This is a genomic window from Hydrogenophaga sp. (assembly GCF_035481345.1).
Taxonomy (GTDB): domain Bacteria; phylum Pseudomonadota; class Gammaproteobacteria; order Burkholderiales; family Burkholderiaceae_C; genus Hydrogenophaga.
This window is the reverse complement of sequence record NZ_DATIGV010000127.1, coordinates 17,971-42,993: the sequence shown is the minus strand read 5'-3', so window position 1 is coordinate 42,993 and position 25,023 is coordinate 17,971. Positions and strand designations below refer to the sequence as shown.

The window sequence follows — 25,023 nt, the reverse complement described above, 5'->3', positions numbered from 1 at the left end:
AGGAGCAGCGATGCAAGACGACACCCAAACCACCGACCCCTGGGCCTCCGCCGCGCCCGCCGCCGAGCCCCAGACGCCGGCCGGCGACGCCTGGTCCACCAGCACGCAGCCTTCGGGGGGCGACTGGCTGGGCACAGCCCCGACCGATGCCGCCGCGCCCGGTGCCGACGGCTTCCAGCTCAGCCAGCTCTGGGACGGCAGCCTGCCCGTGCAGGACTGGATCAACAGCGGCCTGGCCTGGGCCGTGGAGCAGTTCCGCCCCTTCTTCCAGGCCGTGCGCGGCCCCATCGACGCCACCCTGGGCGGCGTGGAGGCCGCGCTGCTGGCCGTGCCCACGCCGGTGATGGTGGCGCTGCTGGGCCTGATCGCCTGGCAGGCCGCCGGCCGTGGCGTGGCCATCGGGGCGGTGGTCTCGCTGCTGCTGGTGTCGGTGCTGGGCATCTGGCCCGAGGCCATGGTCACGCTGTCGCTGGTGCTGACCTCGCTGGCCTTCTGCGTGCTGATCGGCCTGCCGCTGGGCGTGGCGCTGGCCAGCAGCGACCGCGCGCAGCGTGTCGTGCGGCCCGTGCTCGACGCGATGCAGACCACGCCGGCCTTCGTCTACCTGGTGCCGGTGGTGATGCTGTTCGGCATCGGCAACGTGCCCGGCGTGATCGTGACCATCGTGTTCGCTCTGCCGCCCCTGGTGCGCCTGACGACGCTGGGCATCCGCCAGGTGCGGCCCGATCTGATCGAGGCCGCCAAGGCCTACGGTGCCTCGCCCTGGCAGTTGCTGGTCAAGGTGCAACTGCCGCTGGCCATGCCCTCCATCATGGCCGGCATCAACCAGGCGCTGATGCTCTCGCTGTCCATGGTGGTCATCGCTTCCATGATCGCCGTCGGCGGCCTGGGCCAGATGGTGCTGCGCGGCATCGGCCGCCTGGACATGGGCCTGGCCACGGTCGGTGGCCTGGGCATCGTGCTGTTGGCCATCACGCTGGACCGCATCACGCAGGCCATGGGCCAGCCGCGCCGCGGCGCGCGCCACTGGTGGCAGACCGGGCCCGCCGGCCTGGTGCTGCGGCTGGCGCGCCGCCGCCGCAACCCTTCACCTTCTTCCTCCAACGCTCTCACCCAAGGAGAAACCGCATGAACCTTCCGTTCAACCGATTCGCGCTGTGGCGCAAGCTCTTCGCCGCCGGCCTGATGGCCGCGACGGCCGCCACGGCCATCGCCCAGGACCTGCCCGGCAAGGGCGTCGTGGTCAAACCGGTGAAGAGCTCCATCGCCGAAGAGACCTTCCAGACCCTGCTGGTGGGCCGCGCCCTGCAGACGCTGGGCTATGAGGTGCAGCCGATCAGCGAGGTGGAGTACGCCACCGCCCACGTCGCGCTGGCCAATGGCGACGCCACCTACCTGGCCAGCCACTGGGACCCGCTGCACGCCGACTTCTACAAGAACGCCGGTGGCGACGCCAAGCTCTCGCGCACCGGTGCCTTCTCCCCCGGCGCGGCCCAGGGCTACCTCATCGACAAGAAGACCGCCGACGCGCACAAGATCACCAACCTCGCGCAACTGCAGAAGCCCGAGATCGCCAAGCTCTTCGACGCCGATGGCGACGGCAAGGCCGACCTGACCGGCTGCAACCCCGGCTGGGGCTGCGAGGCGGTGATCGAACACCAGTTGGGCGCCTACAAGCTGCGCGACACCGTGCGCCACGTGCAGGGCAGCTACTCCGCGCTGATCGCCGACACCATCACCCGCTACAAGCAGGGCCAGCCCATCCTCTACTACACCTGGACGCCCTACTGGGTGAGCGGCGTGCTGCGCCCGGGCCAGGACGTGGTGTGGCTGCAGGTGCCGTTCTCCTCGCTGCCCGGTGAGCAGGCCAAGCTGGACACCCAGCTGCCCAACGGCCAGAACTACGGCTTCGTGATCAACACGCAGCGCATCGTGGCCAACCGCGCCTTCGTGGAGAAGAACCCGGCGGCGGGCAAGCTGTTCGAGGTCATGAAGCTGTCGGTGGGCGACATCAACGCCCAGAACCTGCGCATGCGCGACGGCGAGAACAAGCCGGCCGACATTCAGCGCCACGTCGACGCCTGGATCAAGGCGAACCAGAAAACCTTCGACGGCTGGATCGCCGAGGCGAAGGCGGCGGTGAAGGGCTGAGGCCCGTCTGCGGGACGTCGGCTTCCGGGCGCTGGCTTGCAGCCAGCGTCAACCCGGCGTCTTGGGCGTGAAGTCGCAGTACGCCGCCACCGCGCAGCGGTAGCACTGCGGCTTGCGCGCCAGGCACACGTAGCGCCCGTGCAGGATGAGCCAGTGGTGCGAGTCCACGGCGTATTCGGGCGGCACGCGCTGCATCAGCGCCAGTTCCACGGCCAGCGGCGTCTTGCCCGGTGCCAGGCCGGTGCGGTTGCTGACGCGAAAGATGTGCGTGTCCACCGCCATGGTGGGCTGGCCGAAGGCCACGTTGAGCACCACATTGGCCGTCTTGCGGCCCACGCCGGGCAGGGCCTCCAGGGCCTCGCGCGTGTTCGGCACCTCGCCGCCGTGGCGCTCCACGAGGATGCGGCAGGCCTCCATCAAATGCTTGGCCTTGCTGCGGAACAGGCCGATGGTCTTGATGTAGTTCTCCAGCCCGTCCTGCCCCAGCGCCAGGATGGCCTGCGGCGTGTTCGCCACCGGGAACAGCTTGCGCGTGGCCTTGTTGACGCTCACGTCCGTGGCCTGGGCCGACAGCAGCACGGCGGCCAGCAGCTCGAAGACGGTGGTGTACTCCAGCTCCGACTGCGGGCTGGGGTTGGTGGCCTTGAGGGTGGCGAAGAAAGGTTCGATCAGCTCGCGCTTCATGGGCGCGCAGTCTATCCACTCGCCATGCACCGCCCCGAGGGTTTGCCCGGGCGGGCGCGCCGCGAACGGATTTGGTGACAATGCGCCATTCCGAACCGAACCCACCCGCTGCCCGCATGAGCTACTCCATTCCCTTCGCCGATCGCCTGAACAACGTCGAAACCTCCGCCATCCGCGAGCTCTTCAAGCTGCTGGGCAAGCCCGGCATCATCAGCTTCGCGGGGGGCTTTCCCGACAGCGCCCTGTTCGACGTGGATGGCATCCGCGAGGCGGTGAACGCCGCGCTGAGCGAAGAGCCCGGCGCCACCCTGCAGTACGGCGCCACCGAGGGGTACCAGCCGCTGCGCGAGCAGCTCGCGGCCTTCATGGCCAGCAAGGGCGCGCGCGGCGTGGGCGCCAACGACCTCATCGTCACCACCGGCAGCCAGCAGGCCCTGGACCTGCTGGGCAAGACGCTCGTGTCGCCCGGCGACAAGGTGATCGTCGAAGGCCCCACCTTCCTGGCCACCATCCAGTGCTTCCGCCTCTACGGCGCCGAGCTGCTCACCGTGCCGGTGGACGGGCAGGGCGCGAAGACCGATGAACTGGAGACGCTCATCGCCGAGCACAAGCCCAAGTTCGTCTACCTCATCCCCACCTTCGGCAACCCCAGCGGCGCCATGATGAGCCTGGAGCGCCGCAAGGCCGTGCTGCGCATGGCGGTGAAGCACCAGACGCTGATCGTGGAGGACGACCCCTACGGCGACCTGTACTTCGGCGAGGCGCCCCCGCCCAGCCTGTTGGCGCTGGCCGACGAGGTGCCCGGCGCGCGCGACGTGCTGGTGCACTGCGGCTCGCTGAGCAAGGTGCTCAGCCCCGGCCTGCGCGTGGGCTGGATGGTGGGCCCGGCCGAATTGCTGGCCAAGGCCACCATGTGCAAGCAGTTCAGCGACGCCCACACCAGCACCTTCGCCCAGGCCACGGCGGCGCAGTACCTCAAGGCGGGTCGCATGCCCGCCACGCTGTCGCGCGTGCGCCAGATCTACGCCGAGCGTGCCGCCACCATGTCGAACGCGCTGCGGCGTGAGCTGGGCGATGGCATCGAGTTCGTGGAGCCCAAGGGCGGCCTGTTCGTCTGGGCCAGCCTCACCGGGGCGGGCGGCAAGGTGGCCGATGGCGCGGCCTTCGCGAAGAAGGCCATCGAGCAGGGCGTGGCCTTCGTGCCGGGCGCCCCGTTCTTCGCCACGAACCCCGTGCACGCGACGCTGCGCCTGAGCTTCGCCACCGCGCCGCTGGACAAGATCGAAGAAGGCATTCAACGACTGGGCAAAGCCTTGTGACATGAACACCACCACCACCGCCGCCCCGATCCGCGCATCCACCGAGGCCGACGAGGCCGACGACGGAGGTCCCGCGACACAACCGGGCCCCGTGCCTGAAATGGTGATCGACGACGTCGATGTCTTCATCGACGGCGTGGGGCCACAGACGGTGGTGATGGTGCATGGCTGGCCCGACACGCCCGCGCTGTGGGACGGCACCGTGGCCGCATTGGTGCCCGAGTGGCGCTGCGTGCGCTTTCACCTGCCGGGCTTCGACCTGGCGCGCGGCCCGCGGCCCATGAGCCAGAGCGACATCGTGGCGCTGATCGCGCGCATCGTGGACGCCGTGAGCCCCGACCAGCGCGTCACGCTGCTGCTGCACGACTGGGGCTGCGCCTTCGGCTACACCTACGCCAAGCGCCACACCGAGCGCGTGGCGCGCATCGTGGCGCTGGACATCGGCGACGTGGGCTCCAGCGACTACTTCGAGTCCCTGGGCTGGCGCGAGAAGCTCATGATTTCGGGCTACCAGCTCTGGCTGGCCGTGGCCTGGGCGCTGGGCCCCCACACCCCCGGCCTGGCCAACCGCATGACGCGCTGGATGGCCCGCAAGATCGGCTGCCGCAACGACCCGGCGCTCATCGGCTGGGAGATGAACTACCCCTACGCCATGCGCTGGTTCAACGCCTTCGGCGGCCTGCGCGGCGCGGGCCACGCCGACCGCCTGATCGGCGAGAACCTGCCGGGTCTGTTCGTCTATGGCCGGCGCAAGCCCTTCATGTTCCATTCCAGCCGCTGGGTGCGGCACCTCAACCGCACCACCGGCTGCGCGGCCAAGTCACTCGACACAGGCCACTGGATCATGAAACAGAAACCCGCGGAGTTTCACGCGGTGCTCAAGGACTGGCTGGCCAACGTGACTCAGCCGGCCTCCACGCCCAAGGCCTGAGCCACGCGGTACGCCGCCCAGGCGTCGTTGGCGGCATAGAGCAGTTGCGATTCGCTCAAGCTGGCGGCGGCCCAGTTGCTGGTGGCCGCCTTCTTGCTCTTGGCGAAGCGCTGGCCGAACAGCACCGCCACCGCCGCGCGCACGCCCATGTCCTTGCGGTAGCCCTGGGCGCGGAAGAGGGCGTTGAGCTCGATCACGCCCGCCGGCTCGATGCCCAGCTTGGCGCGCACCCGCAGGTTGTCGTCGCGCAGGCCGAAGCCGGCCTTGGCGTGGGCCGCGTTGGCCAGCAGGGCCGCCACGGCCGCGCGGCAGCCGGCGTCGGTGAGCTGGAACACCCAGGCGCGCTCGGCGACGGCCAGTTGCACGATGTGCGGGCCGTCGGACACCTGGTCCTTGAAGAAGGTGGGCTTGGACTCGGTGTCGAAGCCCCAGACCGGGTGCTCGGCCAGCGCGGCGGCCGCTTCCACGGCCCCGTCGGCCGTGCGCACCAGGGCGATGCGCGAGAGTTCCAGCGGCGGGAACGGGGGCAGGGCGTCGATGGCTTCCCTGTCGGGCGTGGGGCGGGTTTCGCGCGCGGTCATGGGGCGCCAGCATAGCGGCCAGGGCCATCCCCCTTCCGGCACAATTTCCCGGATGACCACCCCCCTGCTGCAGGAAGTGGCGAGCGAGGCCCCCACCCAGGGCGAGTTCGTGCGCTTCCCCAACTCCCCCTTCGAGCTGTTCCTGCCCTACCCACCGGCGGGGGACCAGCCCGAGGCCATCGACCAGCTCGTCGAGGGCATCAACGACGGCGAGGTCTTCCAGACCCTGCTGGGCGTGACCGGCTCGGGCAAGACCTTCACCATGGCCAACGTGATCGCGCGCATCGGCCGCCCGGCGATCGTCTTCGCGCCCAACAAGACCCTGGCCGCCCAGCTCTACAGCGAATTCCGCGAGTTCTTTCCCAAGAACGCCGTCGAGTACTTCGTCAGCTACTACGACTACTACCAGCCCGAGGCCTACGTGCCGCAGCGCGACCTGTTCATCGAGAAGGACAGCGCGATCAACGAGCACATCGAGCAGATGCGCCTCTCCTGCACCAAGAGCATTCTGGAGCGGCGCGACGTGCTCATCGTCGCCACCGTCTCGGCCATCTACGGCATCGGCAAGCCCGAGAGCTACCACCAGATGGTGATGACCCTGCGCGTGGGCGACAAGCTGGGCCAGCGCGACGTGATCGCGCAGTTGGTGCGCATGCAATACACGCGCAACGAAATGGAGTTCGGCCGCGGCAAGTTCCGCGTGCGCGGCGACACCATCGACGTGTTCCCGGCCGAGCACTCCGAGATGGCGATCCGCATCGAGTTGTTCGACGACGAGATCGAAAGCCTGCAGCTCTTCGACCCGCTCACCGGCAAGGTGCGCCAGAAGATCCCGCGCTTCACCGTATTCCCCAGCAGCCACTACGTGACGCCGCGCGAGCAGGTGCTGCAGGCGGTGGAAACCATCAAGCTCGAGCTCGACCAGCGCCTGAAGGAACTGGTGAGCGCGGGCAAGCTGGTGGAGGCGCAGCGCCTGGAGCAGCGCACCCGCTTCGACCTGGAAATGCTCAGCGAGGTGGGCCACTGCAAAGGCATCGAGAACTACACGCGCCACCTCTCGCAAGCGCGCCCGGGCGATCCGCCGTCCACGCTGACCGACTACCTGCCGCGCGACGCGGTGATGTTCCTGGACGAAAGCCACGTGCTCATCGGCCAGCTCGGCGGCATGTACAACGGCGACCGCGCGCGCAAGACCACGCTGGTGGAATACGGCTTTCGCCTGCCCAGCGCGCTGGACAACCGGCCGCTGAAGTTCGACGAGTTCGAGCAGCGCATGCGCCAGGTGGTGTTCGTCTCGGCCACGCCGGCCGACTACGAGAAGACCCACGCCAGCAAGGTGGTCGAACAGCTGGTGCGGCCCACCGGCCTGGTGGACCCGGAGCTGGAGGTGCGCCCCGCCATGCACCAGGTGGACGACGTGCTGCAGGAAATCCGTCAGCGCGTGCAGCAGCAGGAGCGCGTGCTCATCACCACGCTGACCAAGCGCATGGCCGAGCAGCTCACCGACTACCTGACCGAAAACGGCGTGAAGGTGCGCTACCTGCACAGCGACATCGACACCGTCGAGCGCGTGGAGATCATCCGCGACCTGCGCCTGGGCGCCTTCGACGTGCTGGTGGGCATCAACCTGCTGCGCGAGGGGCTGGACATCCCCGAGGTGTCGCTCGTGGCCATCCTGGACGCCGACAAGGAGGGCTTCCTGCGTTCCGAGCGCAGCCTGATCCAGACCATCGGCCGCGCGGCGCGCAACGTCAATGGCAAGGCCATCCTCTACGCCGACAAGATCACCGATTCCATGAAGGCGGCCATGGGCGAGACCGAGCGCCGCCGCGCCAAGCAGATCGCGCACAACGCCGCCCACGGCATCGAGCCGCGCAGCGTCAACAAGCGCATCAAGGACCTGATCGATGGCGTCTACAGCGAGAAGGCGGGCAAGGAAGCCGACCGCCTGGCCGCCGAGAGCGCGGCGCGCGCCGAGCTGGAGGAACTGAGCGAGAAGGACGTGGCGCGGGAAATCAAGCGGCTGGAGAAGCTCATGCTGGAACACGCCCGCAACCTGGAGTTCGAGAAGGCCGCCCAGGTGCGCGACCAGCTCGCCCAGCTCAAGGCCCGCGTGTTCGGCGCCTCGGGGCACGACAGCGCCGCGTGAACGTTTCAGGCGGCCGGCGACTCCATGAAACGGGGGTGATGTCCGGGCGCCTGTCCAGTGGCACAAACCCCATACCGGTACAATGCCGAGCAAAACGCTCAGCTTTTGAGGTAGAATTCGACAAAATTAGTCGGGAAACCCTGCAGAACAAAAGACCCTTCGAGGGTCGGGGCGGGTGGAGGAGGGGTTCGCCACGGCGAATGCCCGGCGGGCCTTACCACGAAGGTCAAGCAACACAGAAGGAGCTTGCGATGCGCCTCACCACGAAAGGCCGCTTTGCGGTCACAGCCATGATCGATCTGGCGCTGCGCCAGAACAACGGTCCGGTCACGCTTGCGGCTATCAGCCAGCGGCAGCAGATTTCCCTGTCCTATCTCGAGCAGTTGTTCGGCAAGCTGCGCCGGCACCAGCTGGTGGAGTCCACCCGCGGGCCGGGCGGCGGCTATACCCTGGGGCGCAAGGCAGCCGAGATCACCGTCGCGGACATCATCGTCTCGGTGGACGAGCCGATCGACGCCACCCAGTGCGGCGGCAAGGAAAACTGCCTGGGCGAAGGCCAGCGCTGCATGACGCACGAGCTTTGGGCCCAGCTCAACGCCCGCATGGTCGACTTCCTCGACTCGGTGACCCTGCAGTCCCTGGTGGACGAGCAGCTCGCCAAGGGCCTGGTGATCGAGAACGCGCCCATGATCAAGCGCGCCATCTCCAGCACGCCGGTGGTCAAGCCGATCCGCGTGAACGCGCCGAACTCCGTGTTCGCCCTGGGAGGCGCCCTCTCCAAATGATCCGGGCGGCCGGGGGCGGCGGCGCTTCGGCCGCTGCCCGCGCCAGCCCTCGTCCAACGCTAGACAGAAGAAGCCCATGAGCACTCCCCACTTCCCCATCTACATGGACTACAGCGCCACCAGCCCGGTCGATCCGCGCGTGGTGGACGCCATGATTCCCTGGCTGCGCGAGCACTTCGGCAACCCGGCGTCGCGCAGCCATGCCTGGGGCTGGGAGGCGGAGAAGGCCGTGGAAACCGCGCGCGAGCAGGTGGCCGCGCTGATCGGCGCCGACCCGCGCGAAATCGTCTGGACCAGCGGCGCCACCGAGTCGAACAACCTCGCGCTCAAGGGCGCGGCGAACTTCTACAAGGGCAAGGGCAAGCACCTCATCACGGTGAAGACCGAGCACAAGGCCGTGCTGGACACCATGCGTGAACTCGAGCGCCAGGGCTTCGAGGTGAGCTACCTCGACGTGCAGGCCGACGGCCTGGTCGACCTGGAGGCCTTCAAGGCGGCGATCCGTCCCGACACCATCCTGGCCTCGGTCATGTTCGTCAACAACGAGATCGGCGTGGTGCAGGACATCGCGGCATTGGGCGCGATCTGCCGCGAGAAGGGCGTGATCTTCCACGTCGATGGCGCGCAGGCCACGGGCCGCGTCGACATCGACCTGCAGACCCTGCCGGTGGACCTGATGAGCCTGACCGCGCACAAGACCTACGGCCCCAAGGGCATCGGTGCGCTGTACGTGCGCCGCAAGCCTCGCATCCGCATCGAGGCGCAGATGCACGGTGGCGGCCACGAGCGTGGCATGCGCTCGGGCACGCTGGCCACGCACCAGATCGTGGGCATGGGCGAGGCCTACCGCATCGCCAAGGCCGAGATGCACGAGGAAAACAAGCGCATCCAGGCCCTGCACGACCGCCTGGTCAACGGCCTGAAGGACATCGAAGAGGTGTTCATCAACGGCAACGAGGCGCGCCGCATCCCGCACAACCTCAACATGAGCTTCAACTACGTCGAGGGCGAGTCGCTGATCATGGGCATCAAGGGCCTGGCCGTGTCCTCGGGCTCCGCCTGCACCTCGGCCAGCCTGGAGCCCAGCTACGTGCTGCGCGCCCTGGGCCGCAGCGACGAACTCGCCCACAGCAGCCTGCGCATGACCATCGGCCGCTGGACGACGGAAGAAGAAATCGATTACGCGATCGCGACGATCAAGGAGAACGTCGCCAAGCTTCGCGAACTCTCACCCTTGTGGGAAATGTTCAAGGATGGCATCGACCTCTCGACCATCCAGTGGGCGGCCCACTGACCTGAAGGAGAACAACCATGGCCTATTCCGAAAAAGTTGTTGACCACTACGAAAACCCCCGCAACGTCGGCTCCTTCGACAAGGGCGACGAGACGGTGGGCACCGGCATGGTGGGCGCGCCCGCCTGCGGCGACGTGATGAAGCTGCAGATCAAGGTGAACCCCAGCACCGGCGTGATCGAGGACGCGCGCTTCAAGACCTACGGCTGCGGCTCGGCCATTGCGTCGAGCTCGCTGGTGACCGAATGGGTCAAGGGCAAGACGCTCGACCAGGCCGCCGCGCTCAAGAACAGCCAGATCGCCGAGGAGCTGGCGCTGCCACCGGTGAAGATCCACTGCTCCATCCTGGCCGAGGACGCCATCAAGGCGGCCGTGGACGACTACCGCAAGAAGCACGCGAACTGAGCCCATGTCCGTCACGATTTCCGAAGCCGCCGCGCGCCACGTCACGCGCTACATCGCCAAGCGGGGCAAGGGCGTGGGCGTGCGCCTGGGCGTCAAGACCACGGGCTGCTCGGGTCTGGCCTACAAGCTCGAGTACGCCGACGAGATCGCACCCGAGGACGTGGTGTTCGAGGAGAACGGCGTGAAGGTGCTGGTCGACCCGAAAAGCATGCCGTACATCGACGGCACGCAACTCGACTTCGTGCGAGAAGGCCTCAACGAGGGCTTCAAGTTCAACAACCCGAATGAGCGCGACCGCTGCGGCTGCGGCGAGAGCTTCAGGATCTGAGTGTTGCCACCTCGAACCGACCGCCCGGCGCAGGCCTTGGCGGTCTTTCTTTTTCCATGAACCTGCAATCCAGCGACTTCGAACTCTTCGGCCTGCCCGAGGCCTTCTCGGTAGACCGCACCACGCTGGACGCGCGCTGGAAGGACCTGCAGCGCCAGGCCCACCCCGACCGCCATGCGAGCGCCGATCCGGCGTCCCAGCGCCAGGCCATGCAGTGGTCGGTGCGCATCAACGAGGCCTACCAGCGCCTGAAGGACCCGCTGCGCCGCGCGGCCTACCTGTGCGAGCGACGCGGCGCGCCGATCGAGGCGGAGAACAACACCGCCATGCCGGCCGACTTCCTCATGCAGCAGATGCACTGGCGCGAGTCGCTCGACGAGACCGAGGGCGTGGCGGCGCTGGAAGCCCTGTCGGACGAGGTCGCCGAGGCGCGTCATGAGCGCCTGGCGGCCTTGCGCGCCGCGCTGGACGAAGAGAACGACGCGCCCGCGGCCGCGCGTCAAGTCAGAGCCCTCATGTTCATTGAGCGCTTTGCGCGCGATGTGGAGGACCGGCTCGATCAGCAGGGACAATAGGCGGCTCCGTTCCCCGCGATACCGACAAGACAGACCACCCGATGGCGCTCCTGCAGATTTCCGAACCCGGCCAGTCCCTCGACCCCCATCAGCGCCGCGTGGCCGTGGGCATCGACCTCGGCACCACCCATTCGCTGGTGGCGGCGGTGCGGCACGGCGTGGCGGAATGCCTGCCCGACGAGCAGGGCCGCGTCATCCTGCCCAGCGTGGTGCGCTACCTTCAGGCCTCGGCCGGTGGCTCGGGTCGCCAGATCGGTTTCGACGCGCTGGCGGCCCAGGTCGATGACCCGGCCAACACCATCAGCTCGGTCAAACGCCTCATGGGACGCCGGCGCGATCAGGTGGTCGACGTCGACAAACTCGCCTACACCGTGGTCGAGCAGGACGGCATGGCGCAGATCGACACCGTGGCGGGCCGCAAGACGCCCATGGAGGTGAGCGCCGAGATCCTGGCCACGCTGCGCTACCGCGCCGAGGACAGCTTCGTCGACGACCTGTTCGGCGCCGTCATCACCGTGCCCGCCTACTTCGACGACGCGCAGCGCCAGGCCACCAAGGACGCCGCCAGGCTGGCCGGCATCGAAGTGCTGCGCCTGATCAACGAACCCACGGCCGCGGCCATCGCCTACGGCCTGGACAACGGCGCCGAGGGCGTCTACGCCGTGTACGACCTGGGCGGCGGCACCTTCGACATTTCCATCCTGCGCCTCACGCGCGGCGTGTTCGAGGTGCTGGCCACGGGCGGCGACTCCGCGCTGGGTGGCGACGACTACGACCAGGCCCTGGCGGCCTGGGTGCTGCAACGACAGGGCATCAGCGCCGACGCGCTCGACGCTTCGGCGCGTGCGGCACTGCACAAGGAAGCGCGCCGCGTGAAAGAGGCCCTCTCGATCGCGCCGCAAGAATATTTCCGCACCACGCTGGGTGGTCGCGCGGTGGAGCAGGCGGTGGGCGTGGCCGACTTCGAGGCCTGCACCGAGGCGCTCACCGCGCGCACCATGAACGCCGTGCGCAAGGCCCTGCGGGACGCGCGCATTGCCAAGGACGAGGTGCAGGGTGTGGTGATGGTGGGCGGCTCCACGCGCATGCCCGTCATCCGCCGCGTCGTGGGCGAGTTCTTCGGCACCGATCCACTCATCGATCTCAACCCCGACGAGGTCGTCGCGCTTGGCGCGGCGATCCAGGCCAACGCCCTGGCGGGCAACAGCAAGGACGGCGATCTGCTGCTGCTCGACGTGATCCCGCTCTCGCTGGGCATCGAGACCATGGGCGGGCTGGTCGAGCGCATCGTGCCGCGCAACAGCAGCATCCCCACCGCGCGTGGGCAGGACTTCACCACCTACCAGGACGGCCAGACCGCGTTGGCGCTGCACGTGGTGCAGGGCGAGCGCGACCTGGTGGCCGACTGCCGCAGCCTCGCGCGCTTCACGCTGCGCGGCATCCCGCCCATGGCGGCCGGCGCGGCGCGCATCCGCGTTACCTTCACCGTCGATGCCGATGGCCTCTTGTCCGTGGCGGCCAAGGAGCTCACCTCGGGCGTCGAGGCCAATATCGACGTGAAGCCGTCCTATGGCCTGAGCGACGAGCAGATCGCGCGCATGCTGCAGGACAGCTTTTCCACCGCGCAACAGGACATGCAGGCGCGGGCGCTGGTGGAAGCGCGCGTGGACGCCGATCGCCTGCTGCTGGCCACCCGCACCGCGCTGGCGGCCGACGGTGACCTGTTGCCGGCCGAGGAGCGCGTTGCGATCGATGCGCTCATGAGCGCCTTGCGCACCGCGGCGGCCGGCGAGGACGCCGCGGCCATCGAGGCCGCGAGCGAGGCCCTGGCCAAGGGCACCGAGAATTTCGCGGCCGAGCGCATGAACCGCGGTATCCAGCAGGCCCTGTCCGGCAAGAAGATCGAAGAAGTCTGAATCGAAGAACCCCATGCCCACGATCAAGATCCTCCCGCACACCGAGTACGCGCCCGAGGGCAAGACCATCAGCGCGCCGGCCGGTACCTCGATTTGCGAAGCCCTGCTCGAGAACGGCGTGAACATCGAGCACGCCTGCGACATGAGCTGCGCCTGCACCACCTGCCACGTCATCGTGCGCGAGGGCTACAACAGCCTGAACGAGGCCGACGAGGCCGAGGAAGACCTGCTCGACCGCGCCTGGGGTCTGGAGCCGCAGTCGCGCCTGTCGTGCCAGGCCATCCTGGCGCAGAAGGACGTGACGATCGAGATTCCGAAGTACACGATCAACCACGCGAAAGAGAACCATTGATGCGCCAGATCATTCTCGACACGGAAACCACCGGCCTGTCGGCCGAGAACGGCGACCGCATCATCGAGATCGGTTGCGTGGAGCTGATCAACCGCAAGTTCACCGGCAACAACCTGCACCACTACGTCAACCCCGAGCGCGACAGCCACGAGGACGCGCTCAAGGTGCACGGCATCAGCAACGAATTCCTGCGCGACAAGCCCAAGTTCGCGGCCATCGCCGAGGATCTGGTGGAGTACCTGCGCGGCGCCGAGGTCATCATCCACAACGCGCCCTTCGACGTCGCCTTCCTCAACATGGAGTTCCGGCGCCTGGGCCTGCCGCTGGTGAAGGACATCGTCGCCAGTGTGCTCGACACCCTGGTGATGGCCAAGGAGATGTACCCGGGCAAGCGCAACGGCCTGGACGCCCTGTGCGACCGCCTGGGCGTGGACAACTCCGGCCGCACCCTGCACGGCGCCTTGCTCGACGCCGAGCTGCTGGCCGACGTCTACATCAACATGACGCGTGGCCAGGACGCGCTGCTCATCGAGGTGAGCGACTCGGCAGGCGAGGGCGGTGTGGTGGAGGTGGTGGACCTGAGCCGCCTCGACCTGCCCGTGCTGCGCGCCAATGAGCAAGAGGCGCAGGCCCACCAGGCTGTGCTGGCCGAACTCGACAAATCGAGCAAGGGCAAGACGCTGTGGCGTCGCCTGGAAGCGGCCCCGCAAGCGGCCTGAAAAAGCTGGCTATAATGCGAGGCTTCCGTCAGCGGTGATATCCACCGCCGCTGAACGGGCGGTTAGCTCAGTGGTAGAGCACTGCCTTCACACGGCAGGGGTCGCAGGTTCGAACCCTGCACCGCCCACCAGGAACCCATTCCAGCCAAAGGCCTTGCGAGCGATCGCAAGGCCTTTTGGTTTTTGGCCGCAGCAAAGGTCGGCCCTGTAGCGGCTCTTCACACGGGAATCAGGAGAAGCGACCGGTCCGCGGTCACTCCCTGGGACCTGTCCGCCCGAGGCGCCGGCTGGCCTCGCTCCCTCATCCTTTGCGCCAGGCGCTGTTTGCACTGTCGGGCTGCAACGGCCAGATCGTTGTGGCGGCGCTGCAGCTTTCTTCCCCGCTTTTCGCCTTCCGCATTGAGGGTCTGCACGCCCGCGCTCACCTTCTGGCATTGCGCGATGGTCCCCTCCAACGCGTCTAGCAGCCAATTGTCCAGGCTGTGGTACCCGGGAGGTACCGTTGGCTTGCCATTCAGCTTCTGCAACTCGCGCAGTTTCCAGGCTTTCAACGCGTCAAGTACGTCATCCGTCACCTCGGGGTTGCGGTCGCTTTCTTTCAGAAATTGTCCCGCCGTTCCCATGGGATTCGGTGTGCGGTAGTCCGGACCTTCCAGCCAGCGAACCACGGAGGATTTCACCTTCTCATGGCCGACTTGCTGGATGGCGCCGGCAAGCACCTCGTAGCCCAATAGCGGGGCTGTCAACTCGGGGACCTGCGTGAGGGGCTGCACGGGCCGTGGTGCTTGTACGTGTTGGCTTGGATCGATCAGTACATCCAGAAGCCACTGGAGCTTGTAGCCCTTCAGCGGCTGGTGGGGCAGGTTCAAGCCGTGAGTGGGGCGATCACTTCGGAAGCGCTTCAAGTCGTCGACGCTCACGCCCTGGATCAGCAGCGCCGATCTCAACTTGGCCAGCTGTTCCTCGCGAAGGAGGCGCCCTTGAGTGGTGAGGGCGCCCGAAGGATTCAAGGCATCGCGTGAGCTGGCTGCGAGAAGCTCCTGGAGCAGGCCTGCGTGTTCTGGGTCGCCCAGTAGCGAGACCAGCACTTGCTCGGTGTCCTGCAGGCTGGCCGCCGGCTTGTGGTGAGGGAGGCGATCGGGCCGGTAGACCTTGATCTTGTATATCTTGGATGCGATCGTGGCGCGGCAGACGGTCAAGTAGTGTTCATCACTGCTGCACAGCGGGAGGCAGGTTTGCAGGAATTGGACTTCCGTCTCGGACATGCCCATGCGCACCAGCAACTGGCTCGCATAGGTGGCAGGCACGGGGGTACCCTCGTCTCTGGCCCGTTGCGCGGCGTGCAGTAGCTCGCGCGAAAACCACTCGGTGGAGACCGCGTGGTTGTGTTTGAGCAGGGCATTGGGCTCCAAGCCTTTGCGCAGCTTCTCGGGTGCACTGCTTTTCACGGCCTGCATGCGCCGATCGAATTCCGGCCCGGACAGGGTGTAGATCCAGCGCGTGTAGTCGGGGCCCAGCACCTCCCTCAGGTGTTGCTCGATGCGTTGGTTTTTCTTGTCCTCGTTCTTGTCCTTTTTGGCTTGCTGCAAACGCCACCGCACAGTGAGGAAGTAGGGGCCAAGCACGGCGCCGGCCAGCACCAGACCGGCTGCACCGACGATGCCCCCTGTGGCCAAGTTGCCAGCGATGAACAGGCCCAGCGCAGCACCGCCCAGGACGACACCGACGACCGGTGTGACTCCCAGGAACATGATTTGCGCCTTGAGCCCGCGAATGGCGCCGTACATCTTCGAGGCGAGTTGCCGCTTGATGTCGTGGTGGAGTGCCGAGATCTGGTTGTCGATCACGAAATGGCCAATGCTGGCTTGGTGGGACACGCCCTTCAAGCTGCACCTGAGCGCGACCGCGTACTGCAGGCCCTTGTGGTCTATGCGGCTAGCGCTTGCGGCATTCAGCACTTCGCGTTTGGCCACCTCCGCGTCGAGAGCGGAAAACCAGAGGTTCAACGGGGTCAACAGGACGCTGAGGACGCCACTGCCGAAGCCGACGCCCTGCGCAAGCGCCTCGGTCGCCATGGGCAGGTACTGCGCCATCAGACCGGCGATCATGGATCCCACGATGAGGGGCTGATTGGCCCGGGTGAGGGTGTCGTCCCGCAGTCGCGCGAGTTCCTTGAGGCCCAGGTCACCTGGGGGCAGGAACAGGGCCGGGCCCTTGCCCTTGCTGAAGAAGGCCTTGAGGCGTTGGAGCTCACCCTGCTGTTTGGCTTGTTCTTTCTGCAAGGTGTCCAGTTGCGCATGGTCGGGATGCGTGGCTCCTTCCTTTTCAATCTTGCGGATTTTTCGGGCGTCCGCTCGACGCTTGCGCTGCATGGCTTGGTAGTCACGCCGGTTGATGCGGGGCTTTGAGGGCCGCTTGGTGTCCAACATCGCAATCGGTTTGGGCAGCGTATCGAGATGCGCAAGGGTCTTGTCCATCGCCTCCTGCAGCGTGGCCCTTTTGTCGTGGTTGTCCACCGTATCAGGCAGCCGTCGGCGCGCCAGCCACTGGTCTTCGGCTGTCAGCGACAGTTCACGTTGCGCTTTCAGCCGGTTGGCCGCGGCGGTGGGCAGATAGGCGGATTCGAAACCGCTGAGCATGTCGGCGAGCAGCCCCACCATGTGGCGGCTCGCGGCCAGCAGTTGTTCGGAGAGTTCGTCCAGCGGCTGCCCGTCCACCTGCTCCGCCATCGTTCTCCAAGAGGCCAGCGCCTTGTTGTGGAGCGAGTGCGCCTTCTTGTAGTCGCGTTTGGCGTAGCGGAAGTCGCTATCGGCGCTGTAGAGGTCATAGAGACTGAACACTGACCTCGAGAGGGTGAGCACGCGTGAGGCGTTGCTGTCGAGGGCCACGCCCCCTGCGGAGACGCCCGCCACGATCGCATGAGCCAAGAACGCGAGGCCCCAAACGCCGTAGACCAGACCTTTGTTGTGCGCGGTCAGCGCGGCCCGGTGGCGCACGTTCTGCCCAATTTCTACCGCCGTCTCCCCTTGCGGGACGGGCTTGGGAGCCCATGGAAGCAGGGACTTCGCGGGGACGGGCACGGCCGGGAGGGCGGGCATTGCCGCCGGCATGACCAGCGGCGCCTGCGACGGCAAGGGAACGCCCGGTATCGCATGCGAGGCGCCGCCGGAGCCGTCCCCGGTGGCTTGGCTGGCCCGCTGCGCGTGTGCGGTCGCGATGTCGATGGCCGCTTGCTGCTCCTTCGACGGGGCTTCGGATGCCGGCGATGCGCGGTTCAACGGGCTTGTGGACGGGCGCACGATGACGTCCTTCCGTGGCCATTTCTCCAGTGTCTGAACTTTCATGTGAGTCCAATCGCGAAGAAGGGCTGAACCTGCTCAGGCGGTGATGCGGGGCGGCTCGCCAGCCGATGGCTGCGTCTCCAGGTGCGCCTTGAGCAGGGCGTCGACCAGGATCTGGCTCCAAGCGTCCTCGGCCTGGTCCAGGGCCACGCGGATGCGCTGCGTCACCATCGCTGCGTCGTCCTCAGGCACGACTCTCAAGTGGGTGAAGGCCACGAGGGTCGCGTCGGGTGCGAGAGCGAACTGCAGGGCGCTCTCGGCGTACGGGTGATCAAAGCCCCAGTGGAGGATCTGCCGGACCAGCCAGGGGACGACCTCATCAGCCAGGTCCGCATCCACCACGACGTCCAGGCGCAACACATCGCGCGACGCCGTGGCAGACAGGGTGACCCAGTCCTCGTCGTCGATGGGCACGATGACAGGATCCAGGCTGTGGATGCCATCGAACCCTTGTTCGCGCTGGACGGCGCGGCGCCAGTCCTGCAACCAGGTGGAAAGATCCGGCTCATCCATGACGACTCCATGAATCCCAACGATGGTGCATGGGTGACGGAGTCATGACGCCATGTTCCGGCGGCATGGCCGCCAGAGGGTCTATGGTGTATGCGTTATAGGGTCAACCCTTAGGTGCCGTGGCGTGCGATGCCGGCGCGCAGCCACATGAGGCTGAGCAAGGCGCTCGCCACGAGCCCGCCCGACACCCACAGCGCCTGTGCGCCCCAGCGTTCCACCAGCGCGCCGAACAGCAGCGGCGCGAAGGCCTGGGCCACGCGCGAGGGCGCGACGATCCAGCCCTGGCGGCGGCCATAACCCACCGGGCCGAAGTAGGCCAGCGGCAGCGTGCCCTTGGCGATGGTGAGGATGCCGTTGCCCAGGCCATGCAGCACGGCGAACACGGGTGCCGCCGCGGCGCCCACCGCCATCCACACCAGCACGCCCACAGGGTGCATGGCAGCCGCCACGCGCGCCGAGATGAGCGGGTGGAAACGCCTGAGTCCGCCGAACTCGAGCAGGCGGCCCGCCACCTGCGCCGGCCCCACCAGCGCCCCCACCGCCAGCGCGCCCGCCAGCGACAGGCCGCTGGCCATGAGCAGGGCCGGCAGGTGCGCCGCCAGGGCGGTGCTCACGAACCAGGTGGCGGCGAACACGTAGGCCAGCACCCAGGCCACGTGGCGCGGTGCGCGCGGCGGAGCGTCGGTGGCCGGGCCTTCATGTGGCCGTGGCGGTGGCAGGGTCGCGGCGCGCGGCAGGCCGATGTTGAGCGGCAGCCCCAGCAGCAGGTGCAGCGCGGCCCAGCCCAGGCAGGCGCCGCGCCAGCCGATGTGCGCCTCCATCCAGCCCGACAGGGGCCAGCCCACCGTGCTGGCCAGGCCCGCGAGCAGGGTGATGCCCGTGATGGCGTCGCGCGCGGCCTCGCCCTGCAGACGCACGAGCGCCGCGAAGGCCGCCTCGTACAGGCCGGCCCCCATGGCCACGCCGATCAGCAGCCAGCCCGCGAACAGCACGACCGGGCCGTGCGCCAGCGACAGCAGACCCAGCCCGCTGGCGAAGATCAGGCTCGTGGCCGCGAGCACCGGGCGCCCGCCGAAGCGGTCGATGGCGCGCCCGGCGAAGGGGCCGATGAGGGCCGAGAGCAGCAGCGCCATGGAAAACGCCATCCACACCGTGCCCACGGGCAGGCCGGTGTCCTCGGCCATGGGCCGGGCCAGGATGGCGGGCAGGTAGTAGCTGGAGGCCCAGGCCAGGGTCTGGGCGGTGCCCAGACGCAACACGAGTCGCGTGTTGCCGCCCATGTCTTACACGATGTCGAGCACGTGAAAACCGAAGCGGCCGTGGCGGCGGTCGGCGAAGTAGCACTGCAGCGTCTCGCGCACGGTGCGAAAGGCGATCTCGTCCCAGGGCACCTCGTCCTCGCGGAACAGCCGGGCTTCGATGGTCTCGTGGCCGGGGTTGAAGCGCTCGCTGAGCAGGCGCGCGCGGTAGAACAGGTGCACCTGACCCACGCGCGGCACGTTCATCAGGGTGAAGAGTTCGCCCAGTTCGATGTGAGCGCCGGCCTCTTCGTCGGTTTCGCGCAGCGCGCCTTCGGCGGTGGTTTCGCCGAGCTCCATGAAGCCGGCAGGAAGGGTCCACTTGCCCCAGCGCGGCTCGATGTTGCGCTTGCACAGCAGCACCAGTTCGCCGTCGGCACCCCACACGGGCACGGTGCCCACCACGTTGAGCGGGTTGTCGTAGTGCACCGTGCCGCAGGCAGGGCAGACCGCGCGTTCGCGCGTGTCGCCGTCGTCGGGCAGGCGCATCTGCACGGCGGTGCCGCAGTTGCGGCAGAACTTGGCGGGCGGACGCAGCATCGGGGCAGTGTAGCGAGGTGGTCTGGCGGCGAAAAAAAGGCCGGGATGTCCCGGCCTTGTGAGGCAAAAGGCGATCAGGCCTTCTTGCCGTGTTTTTCGATGAGCGCCTTGGCGGTCTCGAACAGCTTCTTGCCGTCGAAGCCGCGCTTGTCCATCTCCTGCATCCATTCCACTTCCACCAGGCGGGCCTTGCGGCGGAATTCCTGCGCGTCGGCGGCCGAGATGGTGTGGATGGTGTTGCCCTGGTCCACGGCGGCCTTGCGGCCGGCGGCGTCGCCCGCCTGCTGGGTCTTGCCCAGCCAGCCCGAGGTCTCCAGGCCGGAGTTCTTGTCGATGATGGCCTTGAGGTCGGGCGCCAGGGTGTTGTACTTGGCCTTGTTCATGCCCATCACGAAGGTGGTGGTGTACAGGGCGCCGCCGGCGGGCTCGAACTCGCTGTGGAACTTGGTGAGTTCGTGCACCTTCACCGAAGGCACCACCTCCCAGGGGATCACGCAGCCGTCGATCACGCCCTTGGAGAGCGAATCGGGGATCTGCGGCAGGGGCATGCCCACGGGCGTGGCGCCCAGCAGGCCCAGCATCTTGGTGATCTGGCGGGTGGGGCCGCGCACCTTGGAGCCGCGCAGATCGTCGGCCGTCTTGATGAGCTTGCTGCGCATGTGGAACATGCCCGGGCCGTGCACTTGCAGGGCGATGGGCTGGATCTCGCGGAACTCGTCCTTGGCGACGGTCTGCACGTATTCCCAGTAGGCCTTGGAGGTGGCCTCGGCGTTGTTCATCATGAACGGCAGCTCGAACACCTCGATGCGCGGGAAGCGGCCCGGGGTGTTGCCCGGCAGCGTCCACACGATGTCGGCCACGCCGTCGCGTGCCTGGTCGTACAGCTGAACGGGCGAGCCGCCAAGTTGCATGGCGGGGTAGGCCTCGAACTTGATGCGCCCGCCCGAGTCCTTCTCGACCTTGTCCATCCAGGCCTTGTGCATGTTGAGCCACACGTTGGACTGCGGCGCCATGAAGGTGTGGAACTTGAGCGTGACGCTTTGCTGGGCAAAGCCGGTGAGCGCCGGGGCGCCGAGGGCGATGGCTGCACCAGACTGGAGCAGGGTTCTGCGCTGGATCATGGAATGGGTCTCCGGGGTTGATGAACTTGGTTCAAGCTTAAACCGTGGGTGTGCCCCTGTATCAGAGGTCAAACCCCAAGATCGGCATTTGTCAGGCGATCTTGACCGTGATCGGCACCAGGCCGTCCACACCACCGCTGAGGGTGTCGCCGCTGACGACCGCGTTCACGCCCTCGGGCGTGCCGGTGTAGATGAGGTCGCCCGGTTGCAGTTCCCAGGCGGCCGAGAGGTGTTCGATGGTCTCGGCCAGGTTCCAGATGAGCTTGCTCACGTTGCTGCGCTGGCGGTCGGCGCCGTTGACCTGCAGCCAGATGGCGGCGTTGGCGACGTCACCGGCCTGGTCGGCGGGGGTGATGGGGCCGATGGGCGCCGACTGGTCGTAGGCCTTGCCTATGCACCAGGGGCGGCCCTGCTTCTTCATGTCGTTCTGCAGGTCGCGGCGGGTCATGTCCAGGCCCACGGCGTAGCCGAAGACGTGCTTGAGCGCGTCGGCGGCCTTGATGTGTTTGCCGCCGGTGCCGATGGCGGCCACGAGTTCGATCTCGTGGTGCAGGTTCTTGGTGAGCGAGGGGTAGGCCACGCTGGCCGTCTGGCCGGCGTCGGCCACCACGATGGCGTCGGCCGGCTTGAGGAAGAAGAAGGGCGGCTCGCGGCCGGTGAAGCCCATCTCCTTGGCGTGTTCCTCGTAGTTGCGGCCCACGCAGTAGATGCGATGGACCGGGAAGCGCTCGGCGCGCCCGACCACGGGCACGGAGACGGTGGGGGGCGGGGTGATGACGTATTCGCTCATGACCCCGGAGTGTGCCATCTCAGTACTGGGTGGCCGGCAGCTTCACCACCAGGCCGTCCAGTTCGGGCGTGAGCACGATCTGGCAGGACAGGCGGCTTTCAGGTTGCACCGGCGCGGCGGCGAAGTCGAGCATGTCGCTTTCGTCGGCGATCGGCGCCGGCAGCTTGTCGGCCCAGGCGGCGTCCACGTACACGTGGCAGGTGGCGCAGGTGAGGGTACCGCCGCAGTCGGCGGCGATGCCGCTGACGCCGGCGTCCACTGCGGCCTTCATCAGGCTGTCGCCGGGTTTGCCCTGCACGGTTTGCTCGCTCTGGTCAGCGGCGATGAATTTGATCGTGATCATGGTTCGTGGGGATCAGTAGCGAGCGAAGTACTCGCGGCGGTCGAAATCGGTCTTGTCCTCGGCGGCGGCGTGGCGCTCCAGCTCGCTCTGCTTGATGCGGCAGAAGTGGTTCACCACCACCTCGCCCAGACCCTTGACCATGCCCGCGTCGGCGCGCAGCGCGGCCAGGGCGTCGCCCAGGTTGTTGGGGATGCGCTGGCTGCCCTCGGCGTACGGCGCCTCGGTGCCCTGGGGCGCGGCCAGCTTCTGGTCCACGCCGTCCAGGCCGGCGTGGATCTGGGCGGCCATGCAGACGTAGGGGTTGGCCGCGGGCTCGCCCAGGCGGTTCTCGATGCGCGTGGCGCCGTCGCCCGCGCCACCCACCACGCGCAGCATGGCGCCGCGGTTGTCGCGGCCCCACAGGATGGCCTGCGGTGCCAGCGCGTTCGGGCGGAAGCGCCCGAAGCCGTTGATGGTGGGCGTGCACAGCGGCGTGAGCGCCGGGGCGTGCGCCAGCAGGCCGGCCAGCCAGCCCGCGCCCAGTTCGCTGAGCGTGTGCGTGGCGTCGCGCGGGTCGGTGCCGGGCGCGGGCGCGTCGCGCATGAAGGCGTTGCGCCCGCCATCCAGCGCCACCACCGACTGGTGCAGGTGCCAGCCGCTGGACATGATGTTCGGGAAGGGCGGGCGGCACATGAAGGTGGCGTGGTAGCCCTCGCGCCGCAGCGCCTGGCGCACGCCGTTGCGTAGCAGCACCATCTGGTCGGCCGCGGTGAGCGCGTCGGTGGCGTCGAACACGGCTTCCACCTGGCTCGGGCCGAGTTCGATCTCCAGCGACTGCAGCGGCAGGCCCAAGCCCAGTGCCGTGCGCTCGACGATGCGCAGCGCGTCCTCGGCCATGTCGGTCATGGCCTCGCCGTGCAACTGGTAGCCCGGGTGCACCATGTGTACCGACGGCGGCAGGCCGGGCCAGGCCGCGAGTTCGGGGTCGAGCTGCGGCGCAGCGTCGGTGAGTCGGTAGATGTGGAACTCGACCTCCAGCCCGGTGGTGAAGCCCAGGCCGCGTTGCGCCAGGCGCCCCAGCGCGGCCTGCAGCACGCGCCGGCTGTCGAAGGCCACGGGCGTGCCGTCTTCATGCCAGGGTTGGGCGCGCAACCAGGCGGTGCCGGGGGACCAGGGCAGCTCGACGAAGCTCTCCGGGTCCGGCAGCAGCAGCAGGTTGGACGCGCCCGCGAAGCCGGGCAGGTCGGCCGTGCCGCCGGGCTCGAACACCTTCCAGGCCGTGCGGTCGGCGGTGTCCTTGAGCATCAGCGTGCCCACCATGCCCACGCCCTGGCGCAGGGCGCGCACGGCGGCGTCCGGCATCAGCGTCTTGCCGCGCAGCAGGCCGTGGGCGTCGCACCAGCCCACGCGCACGCGCTCGATGCCGCGCTCGGCGATGAGCCGCTCCAGCCGCTGGCAGGCGGCTTCGCGTTCGGGGGTGTGCAGTCCGCAGCGTTCGGCGAAGCTCATTTGGCGCCCGCCAAGGCCGCGTCTTTCGCGCTCCAGGGCGAGTGCTCGCGGCGGTCGTCCACCGCCTTGCGCCACCAGGCGTCCCAGTCGCCCGTGGGCGCGAAGCCGTCGATGGTGTCGGGGCCGTGGATGCGCTCGTGCTGGGCCACGTCGGCGATGCCGGGCGCCGTGCCGCCTTGCTCCACCGCGTCGATGGCCTGCTGCAGCGCGCGGCGGTGGGCCATGATGACCTTGTCGCTGGTGCCCAGGTGCTCGCGGGTGCGGTCCTGGATGGCGCCCATGCTTTCGCAGGCCCACTGGTCGTGCACGTTGATGTCGTCCTCGCCCATGCCCAGGTAGGTGCGCTCCACCTGCTCCTGCGCATTGAAGCCCCAGTTGTTGTGGCGGCCCATCTTGGGTTGGAAGAAGGGCAGGGTCACCGCGTCCAGGCGCGGCTTGCGCATGGCCTCCTTGTCCACGGGCTTGTCGAAGCTGGTGAAGAAGGCATACCAGTAGTTGTGCGTGTCGTCCACCGGCACGTGCATCTGGGTGATCGTCATGGTCTCCGACAGCGGGATCACGAAGGTCTGCGGGAACACGGCGTTGGTCACGCGCACGTGGGTCAGCTCGTCGTTGAGGCGGCGCAGCGCGATGAGCTGGGTGCCCCAGGGCTTGGGCTCGTGCAGGATCTCGGGCTGGCCGAACTCGCGCATCACGCGCGTCATGGGCCAGCGCTCGCCGGCCACCTCGCCGGCGCTGGCGCCGCGGAACTGCTTGCCGTAGGCGTCGTCGAGCGAACCATCGCTGAAGAAGCGGTGCAGGTAGGAGGCGTGCGCGGGGTCGATGCCCACCTCCAGCGACTGCAGCCAGTTGCAGTTCCACAGACCCTTGAAGGCGAATACGTGCGTGTCGGGGGCGCTGAAACAGTCCAGCGCGGGCAGGGGCGGGGGCTCCACGCCCTCGGGGCCGAACCAGCCGAACAGCACGCCGCTGCGCTCAATCAGCGGGTAGCTCTTCTGCGTCACGCGCTTGCACAGGGTGCTGCCGGTGGGCTCGGCGGGCGTCTCCAGGCAGCGGCCGTCGACGTCGAACTTCCAGCCGTGGAAGGGACAGCGCAGGCCGTCGCCTTCGTTGCGGCCGAAGGCCAGGTCGGCGCCGCGGTGCGGGCAGTCGCGGTCGAGCAGGCCGAAGCGGCCTTCGCTGTTCTTGAACAGCACGAAGTTCTGACCCAATACGCGCACCGGCTTGACCGGGCGCACCGCCATGGCCGGGTCGATGGCAGGATCGAACTCGTCCACCAGGGCCACGGGCTGCCAGTAACGACGCAGCAGATGGCCCCCGGGCGTGCCGGGGCCGACTTGTGTAAGGCGTTGATTCAGTTCAGCTTTCATGGGGTTCTGGTGGGTTTGGGGTTAAAACGGT

At 67.9% G+C, this 25,023-nt stretch carries 24 protein-coding genes and 1 tRNA gene; 14 read left to right on the top strand and 11 right to left on the bottom strand.

The window, feature by feature from the left end; genetic code table 11:
* Positions 1–10: 10 nt before the first annotated feature.
* Positions 11–1,132 (top strand): glycine betaine/L-proline ABC transporter permease ProW, encoded by a 1,122-nt coding sequence (proW, locus tag VLG41_RS14060; RefSeq protein WP_325350024.1) that lies wholly within the window; start codon positions 11–13, stop codon positions 1,130–1,132.
* Positions 1,129–2,151, top strand: coding sequence for a glycine betaine/L-proline ABC transporter substrate-binding protein ProX (gene proX, locus VLG41_RS14055; RefSeq protein WP_325350023.1), 1,023 nt, complete (start codon positions 1,129–1,131; stop codon positions 2,149–2,151). The genes proW and proX overlap by 4 nt, the downstream gene beginning before the upstream one ends.
* 48 nt (positions 2,152–2,199) lie before the next feature.
* Here proX and nth read toward each other — a convergent pair whose 3' ends face one another.
* Complete coding sequence (nth, locus tag VLG41_RS14050; protein ID WP_325350022.1) at positions 2,200–2,835, bottom strand: endonuclease III; 636 nt, start codon at positions 2,833–2,835, stop codon at positions 2,200–2,202.
* A gap of 128 nt (positions 2,836–2,963) precedes the next feature.
* On the opposite strand from nth, the gene VLG41_RS14045 reads away from it, so the two are divergent.
* Positions 2,964–4,154, top strand: coding sequence for a PLP-dependent aminotransferase family protein (locus tag VLG41_RS14045; protein ID WP_325350030.1), 1,191 nt, complete (start codon positions 2,964–2,966; stop codon positions 4,152–4,154).
* Between the two features lies 1 nt (position 4,155).
* Entirely contained in the window at positions 4,156–5,085 is a 930-nt protein-coding gene (locus tag VLG41_RS14040) for an alpha/beta hydrolase (RefSeq protein WP_325350021.1), read from the top strand.
* Here the strand turns inward: VLG41_RS14040 and VLG41_RS14035 are convergent.
* Positions 5,058–5,666 carry a 3'-5' exonuclease gene (locus VLG41_RS14035; RefSeq protein ID WP_325350020.1) on the bottom strand — a complete coding sequence of 203 codons (609 nt, stop codon included), beginning with the start codon at positions 5,664–5,666 and terminating at the stop codon, positions 5,058–5,060. The genes VLG41_RS14040 and VLG41_RS14035 overlap by 28 nt on opposite strands.
* Before the next feature lie 52 nt (positions 5,667–5,718).
* On the opposite strand from VLG41_RS14035, the gene uvrB reads away from it, so the two are divergent.
* The 10 genes from uvrB (at position 5,719) to VLG41_RS13985 (ending at position 14,319) form a co-directional block, all read left to right on the top strand.
* The gene (gene uvrB, locus VLG41_RS14030; RefSeq protein ID WP_325350019.1) at positions 5,719–7,815 is read left to right on the top strand and encodes an excinuclease ABC subunit UvrB; all 2,097 of its coding nucleotides are present in this window, start codon (positions 5,719–5,721) and stop codon (positions 7,813–7,815) included.
* Positions 7,816–8,066: 251 nt separating this feature from the next.
* On the top strand, positions 8,067–8,600 hold the full coding sequence (gene iscR / locus VLG41_RS14025) for a Fe-S cluster assembly transcriptional regulator IscR (protein ID WP_325350018.1): 534 nt from the start codon (positions 8,067–8,069) through the stop codon (positions 8,598–8,600).
* Positions 8,601–8,676: 76 nt separating this feature from the next.
* A complete protein-coding gene (locus VLG41_RS14020; protein WP_325350017.1) occupies positions 8,677–9,894 on the top strand; it encodes an IscS subfamily cysteine desulfurase in 1,218 nt (405 codons plus the stop codon).
* A 17-nt stretch (positions 9,895–9,911) separates the two neighbouring features.
* Positions 9,912–10,298 (top strand): Fe-S cluster assembly scaffold IscU, encoded by a 387-nt coding sequence (gene iscU, locus VLG41_RS14015; RefSeq protein WP_325350016.1) that lies wholly within the window; start codon positions 9,912–9,914, stop codon positions 10,296–10,298.
* A gap of 4 nt (positions 10,299–10,302) precedes the next feature.
* The gene (gene iscA / locus VLG41_RS14010; RefSeq protein WP_009515281.1) at positions 10,303–10,626 is read left to right on the top strand and encodes an iron-sulfur cluster assembly protein IscA; all 324 of its coding nucleotides are present in this window, start codon (positions 10,303–10,305) and stop codon (positions 10,624–10,626) included.
* A 56-nt stretch (positions 10,627–10,682) separates the two neighbouring features.
* The gene (hscB, locus tag VLG41_RS14005; RefSeq protein ID WP_325350015.1) at positions 10,683–11,201 is read left to right on the top strand and encodes a Fe-S protein assembly co-chaperone HscB; all 519 of its coding nucleotides are present in this window, start codon (positions 10,683–10,685) and stop codon (positions 11,199–11,201) included.
* Positions 11,202–11,242: 41 nt separating this feature from the next.
* The gene (gene hscA / locus VLG41_RS14000) at positions 11,243–13,117 is read left to right on the top strand and encodes a Fe-S protein assembly chaperone HscA (protein ID WP_325350014.1); all 1,875 of its coding nucleotides are present in this window, start codon (positions 11,243–11,245) and stop codon (positions 13,115–13,117) included.
* A gap of 13 nt (positions 13,118–13,130) precedes the next feature.
* A complete protein-coding gene (fdx, locus tag VLG41_RS13995) occupies positions 13,131–13,469 on the top strand; it encodes an ISC system 2Fe-2S type ferredoxin (protein WP_325350013.1) in 339 nt (112 codons plus the stop codon).
* Positions 13,469–14,188 (top strand): DNA polymerase III subunit epsilon, encoded by a 720-nt coding sequence (gene dnaQ, locus VLG41_RS13990; RefSeq protein WP_325350012.1) that lies wholly within the window; start codon positions 13,469–13,471, stop codon positions 14,186–14,188. The genes fdx and dnaQ overlap by 1 nt, the downstream gene beginning before the upstream one ends.
* A gap of 56 nt (positions 14,189–14,244) precedes the next feature.
* Positions 14,245–14,319, top strand: a tRNA-Val gene (locus tag VLG41_RS13985).
* 87 nt (positions 14,320–14,406) lie between these two features.
* On the opposite strand, the gene VLG41_RS13980 is transcribed toward VLG41_RS13985, so the two are convergent.
* The 9 genes from VLG41_RS13980 to VLG41_RS13940 all read right to left on the bottom strand — a co-directional run bounded on the left by VLG41_RS13980 (position 14,407) and on the right by VLG41_RS13940 (position 24,992).
* Positions 14,407–17,532: a hypothetical protein gene (locus tag VLG41_RS13980; protein ID WP_325350011.1), complete on the bottom strand. Its 3,126-nt coding sequence runs from the start codon at positions 17,530–17,532 to the stop codon at positions 14,407–14,409.
* 33 nt (positions 17,533–17,565) lie between these two features.
* Entirely contained in the window at positions 17,566–18,042 is a 477-nt protein-coding gene (locus tag VLG41_RS13975) for a hypothetical protein (RefSeq protein WP_325350010.1), read from the bottom strand.
* 110 nt (positions 18,043–18,152) lie between these two features.
* Positions 18,153–19,322: an MFS transporter gene (locus VLG41_RS13970; RefSeq protein WP_325350009.1), complete on the bottom strand. Its 1,170-nt coding sequence runs from the start codon at positions 19,320–19,322 to the stop codon at positions 18,153–18,155.
* 3 nt (positions 19,323–19,325) lie between these two features.
* Complete coding sequence (locus tag VLG41_RS13965; RefSeq protein ID WP_325350008.1) at positions 19,326–19,880, bottom strand: NUDIX hydrolase; 555 nt, start codon at positions 19,878–19,880, stop codon at positions 19,326–19,328.
* Between the two features lie 74 nt (positions 19,881–19,954).
* Entirely contained in the window at positions 19,955–21,001 is a 1,047-nt protein-coding gene (locus VLG41_RS13960) for a TRAP transporter substrate-binding protein (protein ID WP_291021517.1), read from the bottom strand.
* A 91-nt stretch (positions 21,002–21,092) separates the two neighbouring features.
* Entirely contained in the window at positions 21,093–21,791 is a 699-nt protein-coding gene (locus VLG41_RS13955; RefSeq protein WP_325350007.1) for a fumarylacetoacetate hydrolase family protein, read from the bottom strand.
* A gap of 19 nt (positions 21,792–21,810) precedes the next feature.
* The gene (locus VLG41_RS13950; protein WP_325350006.1) at positions 21,811–22,134 is read right to left on the bottom strand and encodes a 2Fe-2S iron-sulfur cluster-binding protein; all 324 of its coding nucleotides are present in this window, start codon (positions 22,132–22,134) and stop codon (positions 21,811–21,813) included.
* A 12-nt stretch (positions 22,135–22,146) separates the two neighbouring features.
* The gene (locus tag VLG41_RS13945) at positions 22,147–23,622 is read right to left on the bottom strand and encodes a glutamine synthetase family protein (RefSeq protein WP_325350005.1); all 1,476 of its coding nucleotides are present in this window, start codon (positions 23,620–23,622) and stop codon (positions 22,147–22,149) included.
* Positions 23,619–24,992, bottom strand: coding sequence for a Rieske 2Fe-2S domain-containing protein (locus VLG41_RS13940; RefSeq protein WP_325350004.1), 1,374 nt, complete (start codon positions 24,990–24,992; stop codon positions 23,619–23,621). Before VLG41_RS13940 ends, VLG41_RS13945 begins: the two co-directional genes overlap by 4 nt.
* Positions 24,993–25,023 lie beyond the last annotated feature (31 nt).

What these genes read in the sequence shown, in the direction of transcription:
- iscR (WP_325350018.1), top strand. Translation starts at nt 8,067, where the DNA reads ATGCGCCTCACCACGAAAGGCCGCTTTGCGGTCACAGCCATGATCGAT.
- iscA (WP_009515281.1), top strand. Translation starts at nt 10,303, where the DNA reads ATGTCCGTCACGATTTCCGAAGCCGCCGCGCGCCACGTCACGCGCTAC.
- iscU (WP_325350016.1), top strand. Translation starts at nt 9,912, where the DNA reads ATGGCCTATTCCGAAAAAGTTGTTGACCACTACGAAAACCCCCGCAAC.
- hscB (WP_325350015.1), top strand. Translation starts at nt 10,683, where the DNA reads ATGAACCTGCAATCCAGCGACTTCGAACTCTTCGGCCTGCCCGAGGCC.
- VLG41_RS13945 (WP_325350005.1), bottom strand. Translation starts at nt 23,622, where the DNA reads ATGAGCTTCGCCGAACGCTGCGGACTGCACACCCCCGAACGCGAAGCC.
- VLG41_RS13955 (WP_325350007.1), bottom strand. Translation starts at nt 21,791, where the DNA reads ATGAGCGAATACGTCATCACCCCGCCCCCCACCGTCTCCGTGCCCGTG.
- VLG41_RS13965 (WP_325350008.1), bottom strand. Translation starts at nt 19,880, where the DNA reads ATGCTGCGTCCGCCCGCCAAGTTCTGCCGCAACTGCGGCACCGCCGTG.
- dnaQ (WP_325350012.1), top strand. Translation starts at nt 13,469, where the DNA reads ATGCGCCAGATCATTCTCGACACGGAAACCACCGGCCTGTCGGCCGAG.
- VLG41_RS13940 (WP_325350004.1), bottom strand. Translation starts at nt 24,992, where the DNA reads ATGAAAGCTGAACTGAATCAACGCCTTACACAAGTCGGCCCCGGCACG.
- VLG41_RS13970 (WP_325350009.1), bottom strand. Translation starts at nt 19,322, where the DNA reads ATGGGCGGCAACACGCGACTCGTGTTGCGTCTGGGCACCGCCCAGACC.
- VLG41_RS13960 (WP_291021517.1), bottom strand. Translation starts at nt 21,001, where the DNA reads ATGATCCAGCGCAGAACCCTGCTCCAGTCTGGTGCAGCCATCGCCCTC.
- fdx (WP_325350013.1), top strand. Translation starts at nt 13,131, where the DNA reads ATGCCCACGATCAAGATCCTCCCGCACACCGAGTACGCGCCCGAGGGC.
- VLG41_RS14040 (WP_325350021.1), top strand. Translation starts at nt 4,156, where the DNA reads ATGAACACCACCACCACCGCCGCCCCGATCCGCGCATCCACCGAGGCC.
- VLG41_RS14035 (WP_325350020.1), bottom strand. Translation starts at nt 5,666, where the DNA reads ATGACCGCGCGCGAAACCCGCCCCACGCCCGACAGGGAAGCCATCGAC.
- VLG41_RS14020 (WP_325350017.1), top strand. Translation starts at nt 8,677, where the DNA reads ATGAGCACTCCCCACTTCCCCATCTACATGGACTACAGCGCCACCAGC.
- VLG41_RS13950 (WP_325350006.1), bottom strand. Translation starts at nt 22,134, where the DNA reads ATGATCACGATCAAATTCATCGCCGCTGACCAGAGCGAGCAAACCGTG.
- proW (WP_325350024.1), top strand. Translation starts at nt 11, where the DNA reads ATGCAAGACGACACCCAAACCACCGACCCCTGGGCCTCCGCCGCGCCC.
- VLG41_RS13975 (WP_325350010.1), bottom strand. Translation starts at nt 18,042, where the DNA reads ATGGATGAGCCGGATCTTTCCACCTGGTTGCAGGACTGGCGCCGCGCC.
- nth (WP_325350022.1), bottom strand. Translation starts at nt 2,835, where the DNA reads ATGAAGCGCGAGCTGATCGAACCTTTCTTCGCCACCCTCAAGGCCACC.
- uvrB (WP_325350019.1), top strand. Translation starts at nt 5,719, where the DNA reads ATGACCACCCCCCTGCTGCAGGAAGTGGCGAGCGAGGCCCCCACCCAG.
- hscA (WP_325350014.1), top strand. Translation starts at nt 11,243, where the DNA reads ATGGCGCTCCTGCAGATTTCCGAACCCGGCCAGTCCCTCGACCCCCAT.
- VLG41_RS13980 (WP_325350011.1), bottom strand. Translation starts at nt 17,532, where the DNA reads ATGAAAGTTCAGACACTGGAGAAATGGCCACGGAAGGACGTCATCGTG.
- proX (WP_325350023.1), top strand. Translation starts at nt 1,129, where the DNA reads ATGAACCTTCCGTTCAACCGATTCGCGCTGTGGCGCAAGCTCTTCGCC.